Below are 16,861 nucleotides of genomic sequence, written 5' to 3'. Positions count from 1 at the left end.
CACGCGTCAGCCGCCGAGCACGGCCTGGCACTCCCGCCAGGCCGGCTCGCTCAGCAGTTCGCGGAACCCGCCGAAGAGCGACAGCAGGTCCGATCCCCACCGCGCCCGGAAGCCGGGATCGGTGCGCGCGAGATCGAGCTCGTTGGCCGCCGACAGTTCGGCGAAGTCCCTGCGCAGTTCCAGGGCGGGGGAGTGGACCCGGCCGGTGAACCGGTCCCGGAAGGCCGCCTCCGAGCCGCCGAGCGTCGGATAGGACGCCGCCCGGTCGCAGGAGGCGTAGAAGTAGACGATCTCCTCGGCCCCGGCGCCGATCACCGCGGCCAGCTCGGGCCGCCGCGAGAGCGGGAGCAGGGCGGTAGCGAAGCCGTCCGTCCCGTAGAACGCGTGGCACAGCCCCGCCTGCCGGAGCTCGGGCCGCGCACCCCAGGAGGCGAGCAGCTGCCGTACCCGCATCAAGTGGACGAGCAAGGTTCCGCCGGGATGTGGGACGCGCTCGGCGCCGAGCTCCCGCAGCCATGTGACGACTTCATCCGGCACAGGAGCGTCCCTTCGGAGAACGGTGGGTCGGCACCCGTCCGACGTCCGCGCCCGGGTTCCGGACCCCGTGGCGCAGACGCGGGACGGGTTGCCGCCCGGGCCCTGCACCGATCCTGATCCGGCCCGACACCCAAGTCAATCCACCGATTTGCTCCCCGCACCCAAGCGATAGCTTGGACCTCATGACCCTCGACGACCTCCGCGTGTTCGTGGCCGTCTGCCGCGCCGGGAGCCTCAGCGCCGTGGCCCGCGACCTCGGCCGCACCCAGTCCGCCGTCAGCCAGCACGTCCGCCGCCTCGAGAAGCAGACCGGCACGAGCCTGCTGGAGCGCCACGCCCGCGGGGTGGTGCCCACCGAAGCCGGCCGCATCCTGCAGGCGGCCGCCGCCGACGGCATCGCCGGCCTCGACGGCGCCCTGCGCCGCCTGGACGACCTCGTACGGGGAGGCGGCGGCTCGGTGCGCGTCACCACCGGCGCGACCACCGTCCGGCACTTCATGTCCGAAGCCGTCGTCACCTTCCGCCGCCGGCACCCCGGGGTGAGCCTGGAGTTCCAGACCGAGAACTCCAGCCGCAGCTGCTTCGACGCCCTCGCCGCCGACGACCTCGACCTCGCCTGGATCACCATCGGCGCCCCGGTCCGCGGCATCGAGCAGCGCCCCGTGATGGAACTCCCCTGGGTGCTCGCGGTCGGCGCCGACGACCCCCTCGCAGCCCGCCCGCGCATCGACCTCGCCGACCTCTCCGGGATCCGCCACGTCCGGCTGCCCGAGAACTCCGCCTCCCGCGCCCGCCTCGACGCCGCCTTCGCCGAAGCCGGCATCCGGGTCCGCTCCGACACCAGCGTGGCGGACTGGGACACCGCCCTGCTCCTCGCCGAACTGGGCCTGGGCCACGCCGTCGTACCCGCGCTGCCCGGCTGGCGGGTCCCCGGCACCGACGGCCCGCTGCGCCTGGTCCCGATCCCCGGCCTGCCGCCCCTCGCCGTCGGCTGGGCGGTCCGCCGCTGGTCCGCCCTCGCCCCGCCGGCCCGGGCCTTCGCCGCCGAGGTGGCCCGCAGCTGCACCTCCCGCGCCGCCGCCCGCTGACCCGGGCCCCGCACCGCCAGGGCCGAGTGGCCCCCGCGGGCTGCGCTTTCGGGTGACACCCCCGCTCGGTGCCGGGCGCGCCGCCGCCGTGGTGCCCGACCATCTCAGGCGGCCGGTCATGACGTTCGCGTCGGGCTCCGGCCATGATCAGCCGAGGCGCTTCGGCGTCCCGGCTCCGGGCCGCCGCTGGGAGATCACGTGCACGTCCTGCTCGTCGCGAGCGCCTTCAACAGCCTCACCCAGCGGGTCCACGCCGAGCTGCGCGACCACGGCCACAGCGTGGCGGTCGAACTCGCCCTTCCCCACGTGCCCCTGGCCGCTGCCGTCCACCGGCACCGGCCCGACCTCGTCATCGCGCCGATGCTGCGCACCGCCCTCCCCGAGGAGGTGTGGGCCGCGTACACCTGCCTGATCGTCCACCCGGGACCGGTCGGCGACCGCGGCCCCGCCCCGCTCGACTGGGCCCTCCACGAACAGGCCTCCCGATGGGGCGTCACCGTCCTGCAGGCCGAGGCGGAGATGGACGCCGGAGCCGTCTGGGCCCACGTCGCCTGCCCCGTACCACCGGTGGGCAAGAGCGACCTCTACCGCGGCGAGATCGCCGACGCCGCCCTGGAGGCCGTCCTCCTCGCCGTCGGCCGCTTCGCCTCCGGCACCTACACCCCGCAGCCGCAGGCCACCGGACACCCGCGCCCCGCGATGCGCCAGGAGCACCGCCGGATCGACTGGCAGACGGACTCCACCGCGCGGGTCCTGCGGACCCTGCGCGCCGCCGACTCACAGCCCGGCGTACGGGACGAACTGCTCGGCGCCGAGTGGTTCCTGCACGGCGGCCACGCCGAGGACAGCCTGCGCGGCCGCCCCGGACACCTGCTCGCCACCCGGGCGGGCGCCATCTGCCGGGCCACCGCCGACGGGGCCGTCTGGATCCCCGAACTCCGCGCCCCCCGCGCCCCCGGCGGGCCCGCCGCCCCGAAACTGCCCGCCACCGTGGCCCTCGCCGGCCGGCTGCCCGCGCTGCGGGAACTTCCCGCCCCGCTGCACACCGACGCGCGCCGGCGCACCTGGTCCGACATCGGCTACCGGGAGGAGGGGCAGACCGGCTTCCTGTCCTTCTCCTTCCCCGGCGGGGCGATGAGCACCGCCCACTGCCGGCGCCTGCGGGAGGCCTACCGGTTCGCCTGCGCCCGCCCCACCACCGTCCTGGTCCTCGGCGGCGGCCGCGACTTCTTCTCCAACGGCATCCACCTGGGCGTCATCGAGGCGGCCGGCGACCCGGCGGAGGAGTCCTGGGCCAACATCAACGCCATGGACGACCTGGTCGAGGCCGTCCTCACCACCACCGACCGCCTGGTCGTCGCCGCCCTGGGCGGCAACGCGGCCGCCGGCGGGGCGATGCTCGCCCTCGCCGCCGACGAGGTCTGGTGCCGCTCCGGCGTGGTCCTGGGCCCGCACTACCGCCTGATGGGACTGCACGGCTCCGAATTCTGGACGTACACCCTGCCGCGCCGCGTCGGCACCGGCGTCGCCGAGCGCCTCACCACCGAGGCCCTGCCGCTGAGCGCGGAGGCCGCACACCGGCTGGGACTGGCCGACCGTACGGTGCCCTGCGCGCCCGAGGACTTCGCCGGCGAGACGGCGCGGTTCGCGGTGCGGCTGGCCGCCCTGCCCTCCACCGCCTCCCGGATCGCCGCCAAGAAGGCGCGGCGCGACCGCGACGAGGCCGAGCGGCCCCTGTCCGCCTATCGAGAGGCGGAACTGGCCCTGATGCGCCGGACCTTCTTCGACCCGGACGCCCCGTACCACGCCCTGCGCCGCGCCTTCGTACGCAAGGAACCCGCGACGGCCACGCCGCCCCACCTCGCGCGCGCCGTGGCCGGCCGGCACACGGCCCCGCTTCCCTCGCGGCGGCGTCCGGTCACTGGACTGGCCGCGCAGGACGCGGCAGGCCCGGGGCCCGGCTGCTAGCAAGAAAGGTGAGGCCGCCCGCGCCGCCTCGCCCCGGACTCCGCCCGAGCACCTCCCCGAGGAGGCATCCCCATGGATCCAGCGACGTCGGCCACGGTCGAAGACCCCCCGATCCACATCCTCTGGATCAACGCGGGTCTGAGCTGCGACGGCGACTCGGTATCCCTGACCGCCGCCATGCAGCCCAGCATCGAGGAGATCGTGACGGGCGCCCTGCCGGGGCTGCCCGAGATCGCGGTGCACTGGCCGCTGATCGACTTCGAATGCGGCCCGGTCGGCGGCGCGGACACCTTCATCGAATGGTTCTTCAAGGGGGAGCGGGGCGAAATCGACCCGTTCGTACTCGTCGTCGAGGGCTCCGTCCCCAACGAGAAGATCAAGCCCGAGGGCTACTGGTGCGGCTTCGGCGACGATCCCGAGACCGGCCAGCCCATCACCACCAGCGAGTGGATCGACCGGCTGGCGCCCAAGGCCCTCGCCGTCGTCGCCATCGGCACCTGCGCCACGTACGGCGGCATCCACGCCATGGAGGGCAATCCCACCGGAGCCATGGGCGTGCCCGACTACCTGGGCTGGAACTGGACCTCGAAGGCCGGCATCCCCATCGTGTGCGTGCCGGGCTGCCCGATCCAGCCGGACAACTTCTCGGAGACCCTGACCTACCTGCTCTACCAGGCGGCCGGCGCGGCCCCGATGATCCCGCTCGACGACAAGCTGCGCCCCACCTGGCTGTTCGGCGCCACCGTCCACGAGGGCTGTGACCGGGCCGGCTACTACGAGCAGGGCCAGTTCGCGAAGACCTACGACTCGCCCACGTGCCTGGTCAAGCTGGGCTGCTGGGGTCCCGTCGTCAAGTGCAACGTCCCCAAACGCGGCTGGATGAACGGCATCGGCGGCTGTCCCAACGTCGGCGGCATCTGCATCGCCTGCACGATGCCCGGCTTCCCCGACAAGTTCATGCCGTTCATGGACGAACCCCCCGGCGCCAAGGTGTCCAGCAAGGCCAGTGGCGCGTACGGGGCGGTGGTCCGCAGGCTCCGCGCGGTCACGGCGCACACCGTGGACCAGGAGCCGAAGTGGCGCCGCACCGGCCGGAAGCTGACCACGGGCTACCGCCCGCCCTGGTGACCGCCCCGCACGTCCCCACCCCGTCCACGCACTCCGCGCGGCACCGCAGCGAGAAGGGTCACGGCAGACACGATGGCACCGAAGACGAAGGCGGCCGGTGACGGCAGCGGGCTGGTGGAGATGGCCTGGGATCCGATCACGCGGATCGTCGGCAGCCTCGGCATCCACACGAAGATCGACTTCAAGCAGAAGCGGGTCGCGGAGTGCTACAGCACCTCGTCGGTCTTTCGCGGCTACAGCGTCTTCATGCGCGGCAAGGACCCCCGCGACGCGCACTTCATCACCAGCCGCATCTGCGGGATCTGCGGCGACAACCACGCCACCTGCTCCGTCTACACGCAGAACATGGCCTACGGGGTGAAGCCGCCCCACCTCGCCGAGTGGATCATCAACCTGGGCGAGTCGGCGGAGTACATGTTCGACCACAACATCTTCCAGGAGAACCTGGTCGGGGTCGACTACTGCGAGAAGATGGTCCGCGAGACCAACCCGGGGGTCCTCGAGCTCGCCGAGCGCACCGAGGCCCCGCACGCCGGTGACCACGGCTACAAGACCATCGCCGACATCATGCGCTCCCTCAACCCCATCGAGGGCGAGTTCTACCGCGAGGCCCTCCAGGTCAGCCGCTACACCCGCGAGATGTTCTGCCTGATGGAGGGCCGCCACGTGCACCCCTCCACCCTCTACCCGGGCGGCGTCGGCACCATCGCCTCCGTGCAGCTCTTCACCGACTACATGAGCCGCCTCATGCGGTACGTGGAGTTCATGAAGCGCGTCGTCCCGCTCCACGACGACCTCTTCGACTTCTTCTACGAGGCCCTGCCCGGGTACGAGGAGGTCGGCCGGCGCCGCGTGCTGCTGGGCTGCTGGGGCGCGCTCAACGACCCCGAGTACTGCGACTTCACGTACGCCAACATGTCCGACTGGGGACGGAAGATGTTCGTCACCCCGGGCGTGATCGTCGACGGCAGACTCGTCACCAACGACCTCACCGAGATCAACCTCGGCATCCGCATCCTGCTCGGCAGCTCGTACTACGACGACTGGGCGGGCCAGGAGCAGTTCGTCACCCACGACCCGCTCGGCAACCCGGTCGACCCCCGCCACCCCTGGAACCAGCACACCATCCCCGCCCCGCAGAAGCGGAACTTCGACGACAAGTACAGCTGGGTGATGTCGCCCCGCTGGTTCGACGGCAAGGACCACCTCGCGCTCGACACCGGGGGCGGCCCCATCGCGCGCCTGTGGTCCACGGCCCTGTCCGGGCTCGTCGACGTCGGCTACGTCAAGGCCACCGGGCACAGCGTGGTGATCAACCTGCCGAAGACGATGACCAAGCCCGAGACGCGCTTCGAGTGGAAGATCCCGCAGTGGAGCAACGCCCTGGAGCGCAACCGGGCCCGCACCTACTTCCAGGCGTACGCCGCCGCCATCGCCCTGCACTGCGCCGAGAAGGGGCTGGCCGAGGTCCGCGCCGGACGCACCCAGACCTGGGAGAAGTTCGAGGTGCCGGACGAGTCCATCGGCGTCGGCTTCACCGAGGCCGTACGGGGCGTGCTCTCGCACCACATGGTGATCCGCGACGGCAAGATCGCCAACTACCACCCGTACCCGCCCACCCCGTGGAACGCCAGCACCCGCGACACCTTCGGCACCCCAGGACCGTACGAGGACGCCGTCCAGAACACGCCGATCTTCGAGGAGAACACCCCGGAGAACTTCAAGGGGATCGACATCATGCGCGCCGTCCGCAGCTTCGACCCCTGCCTGCCGTGCGGGGTCCACATGTACGTGGGCGGCGGCAAGACCGTCAAGACCATGCACGTGCCCACCGGCCTGAGCGGACTGGGCGGATGAGCCCGGCCGTCGACGCCCGGGAGGCGGGCCGCCGCGTCGAGGAGGCGCTCGACCGGCTCGCCGCCACCGGCGACCGGGATGCCTGCGCGGCCGCCGAGGAACTGGTGCGCGCCCTCATGGACTTCTACGGGGCGGGCCTCGGCCGCCTCGTCGGGCGGCTCGGCGACGCGCCGCTGCGCCCGCTGCTCGACGACGAACTCGTCGCGAGCCTGCTGGCCCTGCACGACCTCCACCCCGAGGACGTGCACACCCGCATCTCCCGCGCCCTGGCCGCCGCCGGCGACCCGGTGGAGGTGCTGGGCTTCGACGAGGGCACCGGGGTGCTGCGGCTGCGCCCCGCGTCCGAGGGGACCGGCTGCGGGTGCGGCAGCGCCGGCGGGACGGGCGCCCGGCAGGCCGTCGAGGACGCGCTCGCCTCCTTGGCCCCCGAGGTCACCCGGGTGGACGTGGAGCAGGCGGCCCCGCAGCCCGCCCTGCTCCAGATCTCCGCCCGCCCGCACAACCCGGCGCGGGTGCCGTGAACCGGCACCCGGAGCGTACGGGCGCACCGCGCGGCCTGCGGCGGTTCGCCGGCCCTCGTCCGCCGCGGCCCGAAACCTGCGAACTGTGCGCGGCGGCGGTGCCCGAGGACGGCCACCGCCACCTGGTGGAGACCGAGAAGCGGGCGCTGGTCTGCGCCTGCACCGCCTGCGCCCTGCTGTTCGACCGGCCGGGCAGCACCACCGGGCGGTACCGCGCGGTCCCCGACCGCTACCTCACCGACCCCGGCCACCCGCTCGACGAGGGAGCCTGGGAACTGCTCCAGATCCCGGTCGGCGTCGCCTTCTTCTTCCGCAACGCCGCCCTCGACCGCCTGGTCGCGCTCTACCCGAGCCCGGCCGGAGCCACCGAGAGCGAACTGGACCCGCAGACCTGGCAGACCGTGCTCGGCGGCGGCCGACTGGCCGCGCTGCTCGAGCCCGATGTGGAGGCCCTCCTGCTGCGCCGCTCGGAGGGCCGCACCGCCTGCTACCTCGTGCCCATCGACATCTGCTACGAACTGGTGGGCCGGATGAGGCTGCTGTGGCAGGGCTTCGACGGCGGCGGCGAGGCCCGCGCCGCCCTCGACGCCTTCTTCGACCAGGTGGAGCGCCGGGCCAAGGTCCCGGCCGGCGCAGCCGGGGCGCGGCCGCGATGACCGACCTCCGCTTCAGCTGCACCGGGGTGCGCGCCGACGCCCACGCCGCCGGCCCCACCCTCGTGTTCCGGCTGCGGATCACCGCCGCCGACAACGCCCGGGTGCACGCCCTCGCCCTGCGCTGCCAGATCCGCATCGAACCGGCCCGGCGCGGCTACGGCCCCGCCGAGGCCGAGGGCCTGGCCGACCTGTTCGGCGAGCGCAGCCGCTGGGGCAGCACCCTCCAGCCCGTGCAGTTCGCCCAGGTCGCGCTCATGGTGCCCGGCTTCACCGGGGAGACCGAGACCGACCTGGCCGTCCCCTGCACCTACGACATGGACATCGCGGCGAGCCGCTACTTCCACGCCCTGGAGGACGGCGAGGCGCCGCTGCTGATGCTGTTCTCCGGCACCGCCTTCACCGGCGCGGGCGGCTTCCGCGTCGAGCCCGTGCCCTGGGACCGCGAAGCCTCGTACCGCCTGCCCGTACCCGTGTGGCGGGAGATGATCGAGCAGCACTTCCCGGGCTCCGGCTGGCTGCGGCTGCCCCGCGACACCATGGCGGAGCTGCTCGCCTTCCGCTCGCGGCAGGCCCTCGCCTCCTGGGAGTCCACCGTACGCGCCCTCCTCGACACGGCCGCCGCGGCGGACCCGCCGCCACCGGACCCGCCCCCCGTCCGGTTCGGCTCCCTCCCGCCCCGTGCCACCGAGAGGACGGCGCCATGACCACCACGGCCGCACCGGACTCCCGCTTCGCCACCGCGCGGCAGGTGGCCGACGCCGTCCTCTTCGAGGGCTACGTGCTCTACCCGTACCGGGCCTCGGCGGCCAAGAACCGGCTGCGCTGGCAGTTCGGCGTACTGGTCCCGCCCGCGTGGGGGCCGGCGCACGGGGAGCACGCGCACCAGCAGACCGAGATCCTCATGGAGCCCAAGGGCGCCGCGCACCTCGCCGTCGAGCTGCGCTTCCTGCACGCACAGCGCCGCACCGTCCAACAGGCCCTGCCCGACGGCAGGTTCGCGGACGTGGCCGAACTGCACCTGGCGGACCGGGTCCTCGTCCCCTGGGACGAGGGGGCCGAGGAGCGGGTCGAGCTGTCCGCCGGCGTTGCCGAACTGGCCGGGGAGGGCGTCACGCTCCCGTTCCGCCGCCCCGCCCGCGAGACCGCCGAGCCCGTCCTCGACGCCGACGGCCGCCGCGTCGGCCGCCTGGTGCGGCGTACCGTGGAAATCGAGGGCGTCGTACGCCTGCGCGCCATCGAACTCCCGGGCGCCTACCGGGTGTTCAAGCTCACCGCGGTCGTGGAGAACACCAGCCCGTGGACCCCGCCGGACGGGGCCGACCGCGACGCGGCCCTGCCCCGCTCGCTGGTCGCCGCGCACCTCCTGCTCGGCCTGGGCGCCGGCTCCTTCCTCTCCATGACCGACCCGCCCGAGTGGGCCAGAGAAGCGGTCGCCTCCTGCGTCAACCGCCACACCTGGCCCGTCCTGGCCGGCGGGCCCGGCCGCGCGGACGTGGTGCTGTCCTCCCCGATCATCCTGGAGGACCACCCGGCCATCGCCCCCGAAAGCGCCGGCGCGATGTACGACGCCACCGAGATCGACGAGATCCTCGCCCTGCGCACGGCGGCCCTCACCGACCGGGAGAAGCGCGAGGCGCGCGGTACGGACGCCCGCGCCGCCGCCGTGATCGACCTGGCCGACACCATGCCGCCCGAGGTACTGGAACGGCTGCACGGGGCGGTGCGCGCCCTGCGAGAGATCACCGACCCGGCCGGAGCGCAGCCGGACCTCCCCGGCACCATCACCGAACCCCCGGACGAGCACGGGGTGTTCCGGCCCGACACGCCTTGGTGGGACCCGGCCCGGGAGGACACCGCCGACCCGGCACGCGACCGGATCCTCGTCGACGGAGCGCCGGTGGGCGCGGGCAGCCGCGTCCTGCTCCGCCCGGGCCTGCGCCGCACCGACGCCCAGGACCTGTTCCTCCAGGGCATGGCCGCCCGGGTCGAGGCGGTCCTGCACGACGTCGACGGGGGAGTCCACCTCGCCGTGACCGTCGAGGACGACCCGGGCGCGGACATCCGGCGGGAACAGGGCCGCTTCCTCTACTTCCAGCCCGACGAGGTCACCCCCCTGGAGGACGCGTGAGCGGCAGAACGCTCGTCGCCGGCATCGGCAACGTCTTCCTCGGAGACGACGGCTTCGGCGTCGAGACCGTGCGGGCCCTGTCCGCGCACCGGCTGCCCGACGGAGCGGAGGCGGTGGACTTCGGCGTACGCGGAGTGCACCTCGCCTACCAGCTCCTCGACGGCTACGACACGCTCCTGCTGGTCGACGCCACCGCACGCGGCGGCGAGCCGGGCACGCTCTACCTCATCGAACCCGAGGGGAGCGACGGGCCCGGCGGCGCCGTCCTCGACGGCCACCACATGTCCCCCGACGCTGTCCTCGCGCTGCTGGACACCCTGTGCGCCGGCACCGGAACCGCTCCGCCGCGCCGGACGCTGGTCGTCGGCTGCGAACCGGCCTCGGTCGAGGAGGGCATCGGCCTGAGCCCACCGGTGGCCGCGGCCGTGCCGCGGGCCGCCCGCATGGTGCTGGACCTGCTCCACGGCGAAACCGCCACGCCTTCCCGCGCCCTGAGGAGAACCCCATGAAGAAGGCCGTCCTCTGCGGGGCCGCCACCGCCGCACTGCTCGTCGTACTGATCGAGGTCTTCCCCGACATCAGGCGATACCTGCGGATGGTCAGGATGTGAGACCGCGACCGCCCCGGCGCCGAATGGCGTACGGGGCGTGTCGCGCGTCGGCGTGCCCGCCCGCCACGCCTCCGTCCTGCCGGTGTAATGAGCCCCGGCAGGACGGAGTCCGATGCACGAGATGTCGATCGCCATGGCTGTCGTCGGCCAGGTGGAGGAAGCGGCCGAGGCCGGTGGTGCGAGCGCCGTGACGGCCGTGCGGCTCCAGGTCGGAGAACTGGCGGGCGTGGTCCCCGACGCCCTGGTCTTCTGCTTCGAACTGGCCTGCGCCGGAACCGTACTGGAAGGCGCCCGTCTCGTCACCGAGACGGTGGCCGCCCGCGCCCGGTGCGGCTCCTGCACGCGCGAATGGCCGACCGGCATGCCCCCCGAACTGTGCTGCCCCGGCTGCGCACGGGCCACCGACGTCGAGCTGCTCGCGGGCCGCGAGCTCCGGATCCTCACCGTGGACTGGGAGGACGGTCCCGCCGCCCGCGCCGCCGCCCGCACCCGCGAACCGATCTCCGAGGAGGCCTGAACCATGTGCCGAGTGGTCGATCTACGGCAGGCGGTACTCGCCAAGAACGACGAGGCGGCGCACACCCTGCGCGCCGAACTCACCGCACGGGGAACCGTGGTCGTCAACCTGCTCTCCAGCCCGGGCAGCGGGAAGACGGAACTGCTCGAGCGCGAACTGCTCCTCGCCCGGGAGCGAGGGGTGCCGGTGGCCGCGCTGACCGCCGACCTCGCCACCGAGAACGACGCACGGCGCCTGGCCCGTTCCGGAGCACCGGTCAAGCAGGTGCTCACCGACGGGCTCTGCCACCTGGAGGCCGGCATGCTGGGCCGGCACCTGGAGGGATGGCTGCCCGAAGACACCCGGCTCCTGTTCGTGGAGAACGTGGGCAACCTGGTCTGCCCGGCCTCCTACGACCTCGGGGAGACCCTGCGCGTGGTCCTCGCCTCGGTCACCGAGGGCGAGGACAAGCCGCTGAAGTACCCGACCGCCTTCGGGTCGGCGCAGCTGGTGGTGGTGACCAAGACGGACATCGCGCAGGCCGTCGCGTTCGACGAGGCCGCCTTCCGCGCCAACGTCCAGCGGGTCAACCCCGGTGTGGAGGTGGCGCTGACGTCCGCCCGCACGGGCGAGGGCGTGGGCGTGCTGCTGGACCGGGCGCTGGCGGTCGGCGCGGGCGCCGGAGCGCACACGCCGGTCATGGCGCGCGGACCCCACGCGCACGGGGCCGACCACGGGCATGGGCACGGGCACGGGCACGGGCACGGGCATGGGCCCGAACACAGGCCTGGGCACGACCACGGGACGTCGCCCGCCGTGGTGCAGACCCGCTGATGGAGGCCGTCGAGCGGCGCCGGATCACCGTCCGGGGCGTGGTGCAGGGCGTCGGCTTCCGGCCGTACGTGTACACCCGCGCCACCGGCCTGGGCCTGGCCGGGCACGTCACCAACACCCCCGAGGGCGTCGTCGCGGAGGTGGAGGGCGCACCGGCCGCCGTCACCGAGTTCTGCGAGCGGCTCGCCGCGGACGCGCCCCCGCTGGCGAGGGTGGACGCGGTCGACCACCGCCGGGTGCCCGTCGCGGGGGGCACCGGATTCGCCATCGTCGCCTCCGGGACCGGCGGCCCCGCCCGCACCCTGGTCCCGCCGGACACGGCCACCTGCGCGGACTGTCTCGCCGAGCTGGCGGACCCCGCCGACCGCCGCCACCGCCACCCCTTCATCACCTGCACGCACTGCGGACCGCGCTTCACCATCGTCACCGGGCTGCCCTACGACCGCGCCCACACCACGATGGCCGGTTTCCCGATGTGCCCCGACTGCGCCCGTGAGTACGCCGACCCCGCCGACCGCCGCTTCCACGCACAGCCCGTCGCCTGCCCGGCCTGCGGACCGCGGCTGCGGCTGCTCGTCGGGCACCCTCCCCGCGAGGTGACCGGCGCTGACCCGGTCGCGGAGGCCCGCGGGCTCCTGGCCGCAGGAGCGATCCTCGCCGTCAAGGGGATCGGCGGCTACCACCTCGCCTGCGACGCGGCCGACCCCGCGGCGGTGGCCGAACTGCGCCGCCGCAAGGCCCGCGGGGACAAGCCGTTCGCCCTGATGGCACGCGACCTCGCCGACCTCGAACACCTCGTCCACATCGGCCCCAAGGAGCGGGCCCTGCTCACCGGGGCGGCGCGGCCGATCGTGCTGCTGCGGCGCCGCCGGGCCTTCGGGGCCGCCGTCGCGGCCGGCGCGGTGGCCGACGGGGTCGCCCCGCGCTGCCCCGACCTGGGCGCGATGCTCCCGTACACGCCCGTGCACCACCTGCTGCTCGGACTGCCCGGCGACCCGCCCGGCGCCCGACTGCTCGTCATGACCAGCGGAAACCGCTCCGGAGAGCCCATCGTCACCGACGACGACGAGGCCCTGGACCGACTCGCCCGGCTGGCCGACGCCTGGCTCACCCACGACCGCCCGATCCACGTGCCCTGCGACGACTCCGTGGTGCGCGTCTGCGACGGCGAGCGGCTGACCGTACGACGCTCCCGCGGCTACGCCCCGCTGCCCGTCGCGCTCCCGCTGCCGGTCCCCGCGGTCCTCGCCGCCGGGGGAGACCTGAAGAACACCTTCTGCCTCGGCGAAGGACGCCGGGCCTGGCTGTCCGCACACATCGGCGACATGGACGACCTCGCCACCCAGTACGCCTGCGAGCGCGCCCAGCGGCAGCTGGAGGCCGTCACCGGCGTCACCCCCGCCCTGCTCGCGGCCGACCTGCACCCCGGCTACCGCTCCGGGCAGCGGGCCCGGCGCACCGCCGCCGGCCGGCCGCTGGTCCGCGTACAGCACCACCACGCCCACATCGCCTCCGCGATGGCCGAACACGGCCTGGACGGCGGCCGGAAGGTGATCGGCGTCGCCTTCGACGGCACCGGCTACGGCGACGACGGCGCGGTATGGGGCGGCGAGTTCCTGCTGGCCGACTACGCCGGGTACACGCGCTTCGCCCACCTCGCCTACGTCCCGCTGCCGGGCGGCGACGCGGCCGTGCAGCGCCCGTACCGCATGGCCCTGTCCCACCTGTGGGCCGCGGGCATCGAATGGACCCCGGACCTGCCCTGTGTCACCGCCTGCCCTTCCGCCGAACTGCGGGTGCTGCGCAGCCAGTTGGAGCGGAACCTGAACTGCGCCCCCACCTCCAGCATGGGACGCCTCTTCGACGCGGTGTCCTCCCTGGCGGGGGTCTGCCACCGCTCCGGGTACGAGGCGCAGGCCGCGATCGAGCTGGAGTCCGCGGCGCTCGCCGACCTCGCCGACCTCACGACCTCCGGATCCGGACCGGGGTACGCCTTCGCCCTGCGCCCGCCCCCCGACGGCGCCGAGGGGCCGGTGACCGCCGATCCGGCGCCCCTGCTGGCCGCCGTGGCGGCCGACGTGCGCGCGGGCACGGATCCGTCCCGGATCGCCGCCCGCTTCCACACCGCGGTCGCCGAACTGGTCGGCGCGCTCTGCGAACGGGCCCGCGAAGGGCACGGCCTGGACACCGTCGCCCTGACCGGCGGGGTCTTCGCCAACACCCTGCTCTCCTCGGCCTGCGCCCGCGTCCTGCGCGGGAGGGGCTTCACCGTCCTGCGCCACGTCCGGATCCCGCCGAACGACGGCGGCCTGTCGCTGGGCCAGCTCGTGGTGGCGGCAGCGGTCCACTCCGCGGACCACCACTCCTAGCGAAGGAGAAGCCCATGTGCCTGGCGGTACCCGGCCGAGTGCTCGACATCGGGGAGCGGGACGGCACCCGCATGGCGACCGTCGACTTCGGCGGTGTGCAGAAGGAGGTGTGCCTGGAATACCTGCCGGACCTCCAGGTGGGCGAGTACGCCATCGTCCACGTGGGCTTCGCCCTCCAGCGCCTCGACGAGGAGTCGGCCCGGCAGACCCTCGAACTCTTCGCGCAGCTCGGCATGTTGCAGGAGGAGTTCGGCGACCCCTGGGAACAGGCCGCGGCGGCGGGCGGCTCCCCGTGGCCCTTCACCGACGATCCGGACGGAGCCGCAGCGCAGGAGGAGGCCCGCAAGTGAAGTACATCGACGAGTTCCAGGACCCCGAGCTCGCCCGCAGGCTGCTCGACGACATCCACGCCATCGTGACCCGCCCCTGGGCCCTGATGGAGGTCTGCGGGGGCCAGACCCACACCATCATCCGGCACGGGATCGATCAACTCCTCCCGGATCAAGTGGAGTTGATCCACGGCCCGGGCTGCCCGGTGTGCGTCACCCCGCTGGAGGTCATCGACAAGGCCCTGGAGATCGCCTCCCGGCCGGATGTGGTCTTCTGCTCCTTCGGCGACATGCTGCGCGTGCCGGGCACCGGCCGCGACCTCTTCCAGGTGCGCAGCGAGGGGGGCGACGTACGGGTCGTCTACTCCCCGCTCGACGCACTGCGGATCGCGCAGGAGAACCCGGGGCGCGAGGTGGTGTTCTTCGGCATCGGCTTCGAGACCACGGCGCCGCCGAACGCCATGACGGTGTACCAGGCCAGGAAGCTGGGCATCCCGAACTTCAGCCTGCTGGTCTCCCACGTCCGCGTCCCGCCGGCCATCGAGGCGATCATGCGGTCGCCGAGCTGCCGGGTCCAGGGCTTCCTGGCGGCCGGGCACGTGTGCAGCGTGATGGGCATGGGGGAGTACCCGGAGCTGGCGGCCCGCCACCGGGTCCCGATCGTCGTGACCGGCTTCGAGCCGCTGGACATCCTCGAAGGCGTACGGCGGGCCGTACGGCAGCTGGAGCGCGGCGAGCACACCGTCGACAACGCGTACGCGCGCGCCGTGCGCCCGGAGGGGAACCCGGCCGCCCTCGCCATGCTGGAGGACGTCTTCGAGGTCACCGACCGTGCCTGGCGGGGCATCGGCGTCATCCCGGACAGCGGCTGGCGGCTGTCGTCCCGCTACCGGGAGTACGACGCCGAGCACCGCTTCTCGGTGACCGGCATCAACACCCGGGAGCCCGCGGAGTGCCGCAGCGGCGAGGTCCTCCAGGGGCTGCTCAAGCCGCACGAGTGCGAGGCCTTCGGCACCCTGTGCACCCCGCGCAGCCCGCTCGGCGCCACGATGGTGTCCAGCGAGGGCGCGTGCGCCGCGTACTACCTCTACCGCCGGCTGGAACTCACCCCGGCCCGGACCGCCGTTTCGCCGGAGGCGAGCCCCGTTGCCTGAGACCGCACAGACCGCGACCGCACAGACCGCGACCGCACAGACCGCGGCCGCACGGACCGCGACCAGGCTGGACATCACCGGCTGGACCTGCCCCGCCCCCCTGCGCGACCGCCCCCGCGTGGTGATGGGCCACGGCGGAGGCGGCGCGCTCTCGGCCGAACTGGTCCAGCACCTCTTCGCCCCCGCCTTCGGCGGCGAGGTCCTGGCCCAGCTCGGGGACTCCGCCGCCCTCTGGCTGGGCGGTGTCCGGCTGGCGTTCTCGACCGACTCGTACGTCGTACGGCCGCTGTTCTTCCCGGGCGGCAGCATCGGAGACCTGGCGGTCAACGGCACGGTCAACGACCTGGCCATGAGCGGGGCCGGGGCCGCCTACCTCTCCTGCGGGTTCATCCTCGAGGAGGGCGTCGAGATGTCCGTCGTGGCGCGGATTGCCGAGGCGCTCGGCGCGGCCGCGCGCGCCGCCGGGGTGGAGGTGGCGACCGGCGACACCAAGGTCGTCGAGGCGGGCCACGGCGACGGCGTGTACGTCAACACCGCGGGCATCGGGCTGATCCCCGACGGGGTGGACCTGCGCCCCCAGCGGGTCGTTCCGGGCGATGTGGTGATCGTCAGCGGCGAGATCGGCCTGCACGGGGTGGCCATCCTGAGCGTCCGGGAGGGGCTGGAGTTCGGTGTGGACGTCGAGAGCGACTGCGCGGCCCTGGGCGGTCTCGTCCAGGCCATGCTCGCCGTCACCCCGGACCTCCACGTGCTGCGCGACCCCACCCGCGGCGGGCTGGCGGCCTCCCTCAACGAGATCGCGGCCGCCTCCGGGACCGGCGTCGTCATCCAGGAGCGCCGGGTGCCGGTCCCCGCCGCCGTCGCGAACGCGTGCGCGATCCTCGGCCTCGACCCGATGTACGTGGCCAACGAGGGCAAGCTGGTCGCCTTCGTCCCCCGGCAGCACGCGGACGCCGTCCTCGACGCCATGCGCGCCCACCCGCTGGGCCGCCGCGCGGCGGTGATCGGCGAGGCGGTCGCTGCCCACCCCGGCCTGGTCGTGGCCCGCACCGGCCTCGGCGGCACCCGGGTGGTCGACCTGCCGATCGGAGAGCAGCTGCCGCGCATCTGCTGACGCGGGCCGGGCAGGAGATGATGGAAGCGCAGGGCCGTTTCTGCGAGGGCGGGACCGAGGGCGGAGGAGGTG

At 73.9% G+C, this 16,861-nt stretch carries 17 protein-coding genes; 16 read left to right on the top strand and 1 reads right to left on the bottom strand.

Translation table 11 applies throughout. From position 1 onward, the window contains the following. Nucleotides 1-6: 6 nt before the first annotated feature. Complete coding sequence (locus ACIPUC_RS03310; protein ID WP_446586474.1) at nucleotides 7-537, bottom strand: DUF6817 domain-containing protein; 531 nt, start codon at nucleotides 535-537, stop codon at nucleotides 7-9. Between the two features lie 182 nt (nucleotides 538-719). Between ACIPUC_RS03310 and ACIPUC_RS03305 the strand changes: the two genes are divergently transcribed. The 16 genes from ACIPUC_RS03305 (at nucleotide 720) to hypE (ending at nucleotide 16,789) form a co-directional block, all read left to right on the top strand. Continuing rightward, entirely contained in the window at nucleotides 720-1,625 is a 906-nt protein-coding gene (locus ACIPUC_RS03305; RefSeq protein WP_446586473.1) for a LysR family transcriptional regulator, read from the top strand. A 198-nt stretch (nucleotides 1,626-1,823) separates the two neighbouring features. Further along, nucleotides 1,824-3,593, top strand: coding sequence for an enoyl-CoA hydratase-related protein (locus ACIPUC_RS03300; protein WP_446586472.1), 1,770 nt, complete (start codon nucleotides 1,824-1,826; stop codon nucleotides 3,591-3,593). A 72-nt stretch (nucleotides 3,594-3,665) separates the two neighbouring features. Continuing rightward, nucleotides 3,666-4,721 (top strand): NADH-quinone oxidoreductase subunit B family protein, encoded by a 1,056-nt coding sequence (locus ACIPUC_RS03295; protein ID WP_446586471.1) that lies wholly within the window; start codon nucleotides 3,666-3,668, stop codon nucleotides 4,719-4,721. A gap of 72 nt (nucleotides 4,722-4,793) precedes the next feature. After that, nucleotides 4,794-6,578: a nickel-dependent hydrogenase large subunit gene (locus ACIPUC_RS03290; protein ID WP_446586470.1), complete on the top strand. Its 1,785-nt coding sequence runs from the start codon at nucleotides 4,794-4,796 to the stop codon at nucleotides 6,576-6,578. Next, nucleotides 6,575-7,099 carry a hypothetical protein gene (locus ACIPUC_RS03285; protein ID WP_446586469.1) on the top strand — a complete coding sequence of 175 codons (525 nt, stop codon included), beginning with the start codon at nucleotides 6,575-6,577 and terminating at the stop codon, nucleotides 7,097-7,099. Before ACIPUC_RS03290 ends, ACIPUC_RS03285 begins: the two co-directional genes overlap by 4 nt. Then, on the top strand, nucleotides 7,096-7,755 hold the full coding sequence (locus tag ACIPUC_RS03280; RefSeq protein WP_446586468.1) for a DUF5947 family protein: 660 nt from the start codon (nucleotides 7,096-7,098) through the stop codon (nucleotides 7,753-7,755). Before ACIPUC_RS03285 ends, ACIPUC_RS03280 begins: the two co-directional genes overlap by 4 nt. Beyond that, a complete protein-coding gene (locus ACIPUC_RS03275) occupies nucleotides 7,752-8,459 on the top strand; it encodes a DUF6084 family protein (RefSeq protein ID WP_446586467.1) in 708 nt (235 codons plus the stop codon). The genes ACIPUC_RS03280 and ACIPUC_RS03275 overlap by 4 nt, the downstream gene beginning before the upstream one ends. Next, nucleotides 8,456-9,883: a hypothetical protein gene (locus ACIPUC_RS03270; RefSeq protein WP_446586466.1), complete on the top strand. Its 1,428-nt coding sequence runs from the start codon at nucleotides 8,456-8,458 to the stop codon at nucleotides 9,881-9,883. Before ACIPUC_RS03275 ends, ACIPUC_RS03270 begins: the two co-directional genes overlap by 4 nt. After that, a complete protein-coding gene (locus tag ACIPUC_RS03265; RefSeq protein WP_446586465.1) occupies nucleotides 9,880-10,392 on the top strand; it encodes a hydrogenase maturation protease in 513 nt (170 codons plus the stop codon). Before ACIPUC_RS03270 ends, ACIPUC_RS03265 begins: the two co-directional genes overlap by 4 nt. Beyond that, on the top strand, nucleotides 10,389-10,493 hold the full coding sequence (locus ACIPUC_RS03260; protein ID WP_446586464.1) for a DUF6893 family small protein: 105 nt from the start codon (nucleotides 10,389-10,391) through the stop codon (nucleotides 10,491-10,493). Before ACIPUC_RS03265 ends, ACIPUC_RS03260 begins: the two co-directional genes overlap by 4 nt. A 112-nt stretch (nucleotides 10,494-10,605) precedes the next feature. Continuing rightward, a complete protein-coding gene (locus ACIPUC_RS03255; protein WP_446586463.1) occupies nucleotides 10,606-11,010 on the top strand; it encodes a hydrogenase maturation nickel metallochaperone HypA/HybF in 405 nt (134 codons plus the stop codon). A 3-nt stretch (nucleotides 11,011-11,013) separates the two neighbouring features. Then, nucleotides 11,014-11,823, top strand: a complete 810-nt coding sequence (hypB, locus tag ACIPUC_RS03250) for a hydrogenase nickel incorporation protein HypB (protein WP_446586462.1) — start codon at nucleotides 11,014-11,016, stop codon at nucleotides 11,821-11,823. Then, entirely contained in the window at nucleotides 11,823-14,192 is a 2,370-nt protein-coding gene (gene hypF, locus ACIPUC_RS03245; RefSeq protein WP_446586461.1) for a carbamoyltransferase HypF, read from the top strand. Before hypB ends, hypF begins: the two co-directional genes overlap by 1 nt. 14 nt (nucleotides 14,193-14,206) lie before the next feature. After that, nucleotides 14,207-14,542, top strand: a complete 336-nt coding sequence (locus tag ACIPUC_RS03240) for a HypC/HybG/HupF family hydrogenase formation chaperone (protein WP_446586460.1) — start codon at nucleotides 14,207-14,209, stop codon at nucleotides 14,540-14,542. Next, nucleotides 14,539-15,675: a hydrogenase formation protein HypD gene (gene hypD, locus ACIPUC_RS03235; protein ID WP_446586459.1), complete on the top strand. Its 1,137-nt coding sequence runs from the start codon at nucleotides 14,539-14,541 to the stop codon at nucleotides 15,673-15,675. The genes ACIPUC_RS03240 and hypD overlap by 4 nt, the downstream gene beginning before the upstream one ends. 67 nt (nucleotides 15,676-15,742) lie before the next feature. Then, nucleotides 15,743-16,789: a hydrogenase expression/formation protein HypE gene (gene hypE / locus ACIPUC_RS03230; RefSeq protein WP_446586773.1), complete on the top strand. Its 1,047-nt coding sequence runs from the start codon at nucleotides 15,743-15,745 to the stop codon at nucleotides 16,787-16,789. Nucleotides 16,790-16,861 lie beyond the last annotated feature (72 nt).

Source organism: Streptomyces sp. LARHCF249 (assembly GCF_052871255.1).
This window is presented reverse-complemented; position numbering and strand designations above follow the sequence as displayed.

Coding starts and splice junctions, on each gene's coding strand:
- ACIPUC_RS03305 (WP_446586473.1), top strand. CDS start 720: ATGACCCTCGACGACCTCCGCGTGTTCGTGGCCGTCTGCCGCGCCGGG.
- ACIPUC_RS03295 (WP_446586471.1), top strand. CDS start 3,666: ATGGATCCAGCGACGTCGGCCACGGTCGAAGACCCCCCGATCCACATC.
- ACIPUC_RS03290 (WP_446586470.1), top strand. CDS start 4,794: ATGGCACCGAAGACGAAGGCGGCCGGTGACGGCAGCGGGCTGGTGGAG.
- ACIPUC_RS03285 (WP_446586469.1), top strand. CDS start 6,575: ATGAGCCCGGCCGTCGACGCCCGGGAGGCGGGCCGCCGCGTCGAGGAG.
- ACIPUC_RS03275 (WP_446586467.1), top strand. CDS start 7,752: ATGACCGACCTCCGCTTCAGCTGCACCGGGGTGCGCGCCGACGCCCAC.
- ACIPUC_RS03270 (WP_446586466.1), top strand. CDS start 8,456: ATGACCACCACGGCCGCACCGGACTCCCGCTTCGCCACCGCGCGGCAG.
- ACIPUC_RS03260 (WP_446586464.1), top strand. CDS start 10,389: ATGAAGAAGGCCGTCCTCTGCGGGGCCGCCACCGCCGCACTGCTCGTC.
- ACIPUC_RS03255 (WP_446586463.1), top strand. CDS start 10,606: ATGCACGAGATGTCGATCGCCATGGCTGTCGTCGGCCAGGTGGAGGAA.
- hypB (WP_446586462.1), top strand. CDS start 11,014: ATGTGCCGAGTGGTCGATCTACGGCAGGCGGTACTCGCCAAGAACGAC.
- hypF (WP_446586461.1), top strand. CDS start 11,823: ATGGAGGCCGTCGAGCGGCGCCGGATCACCGTCCGGGGCGTGGTGCAG.
- ACIPUC_RS03240 (WP_446586460.1), top strand. CDS start 14,207: ATGTGCCTGGCGGTACCCGGCCGAGTGCTCGACATCGGGGAGCGGGAC.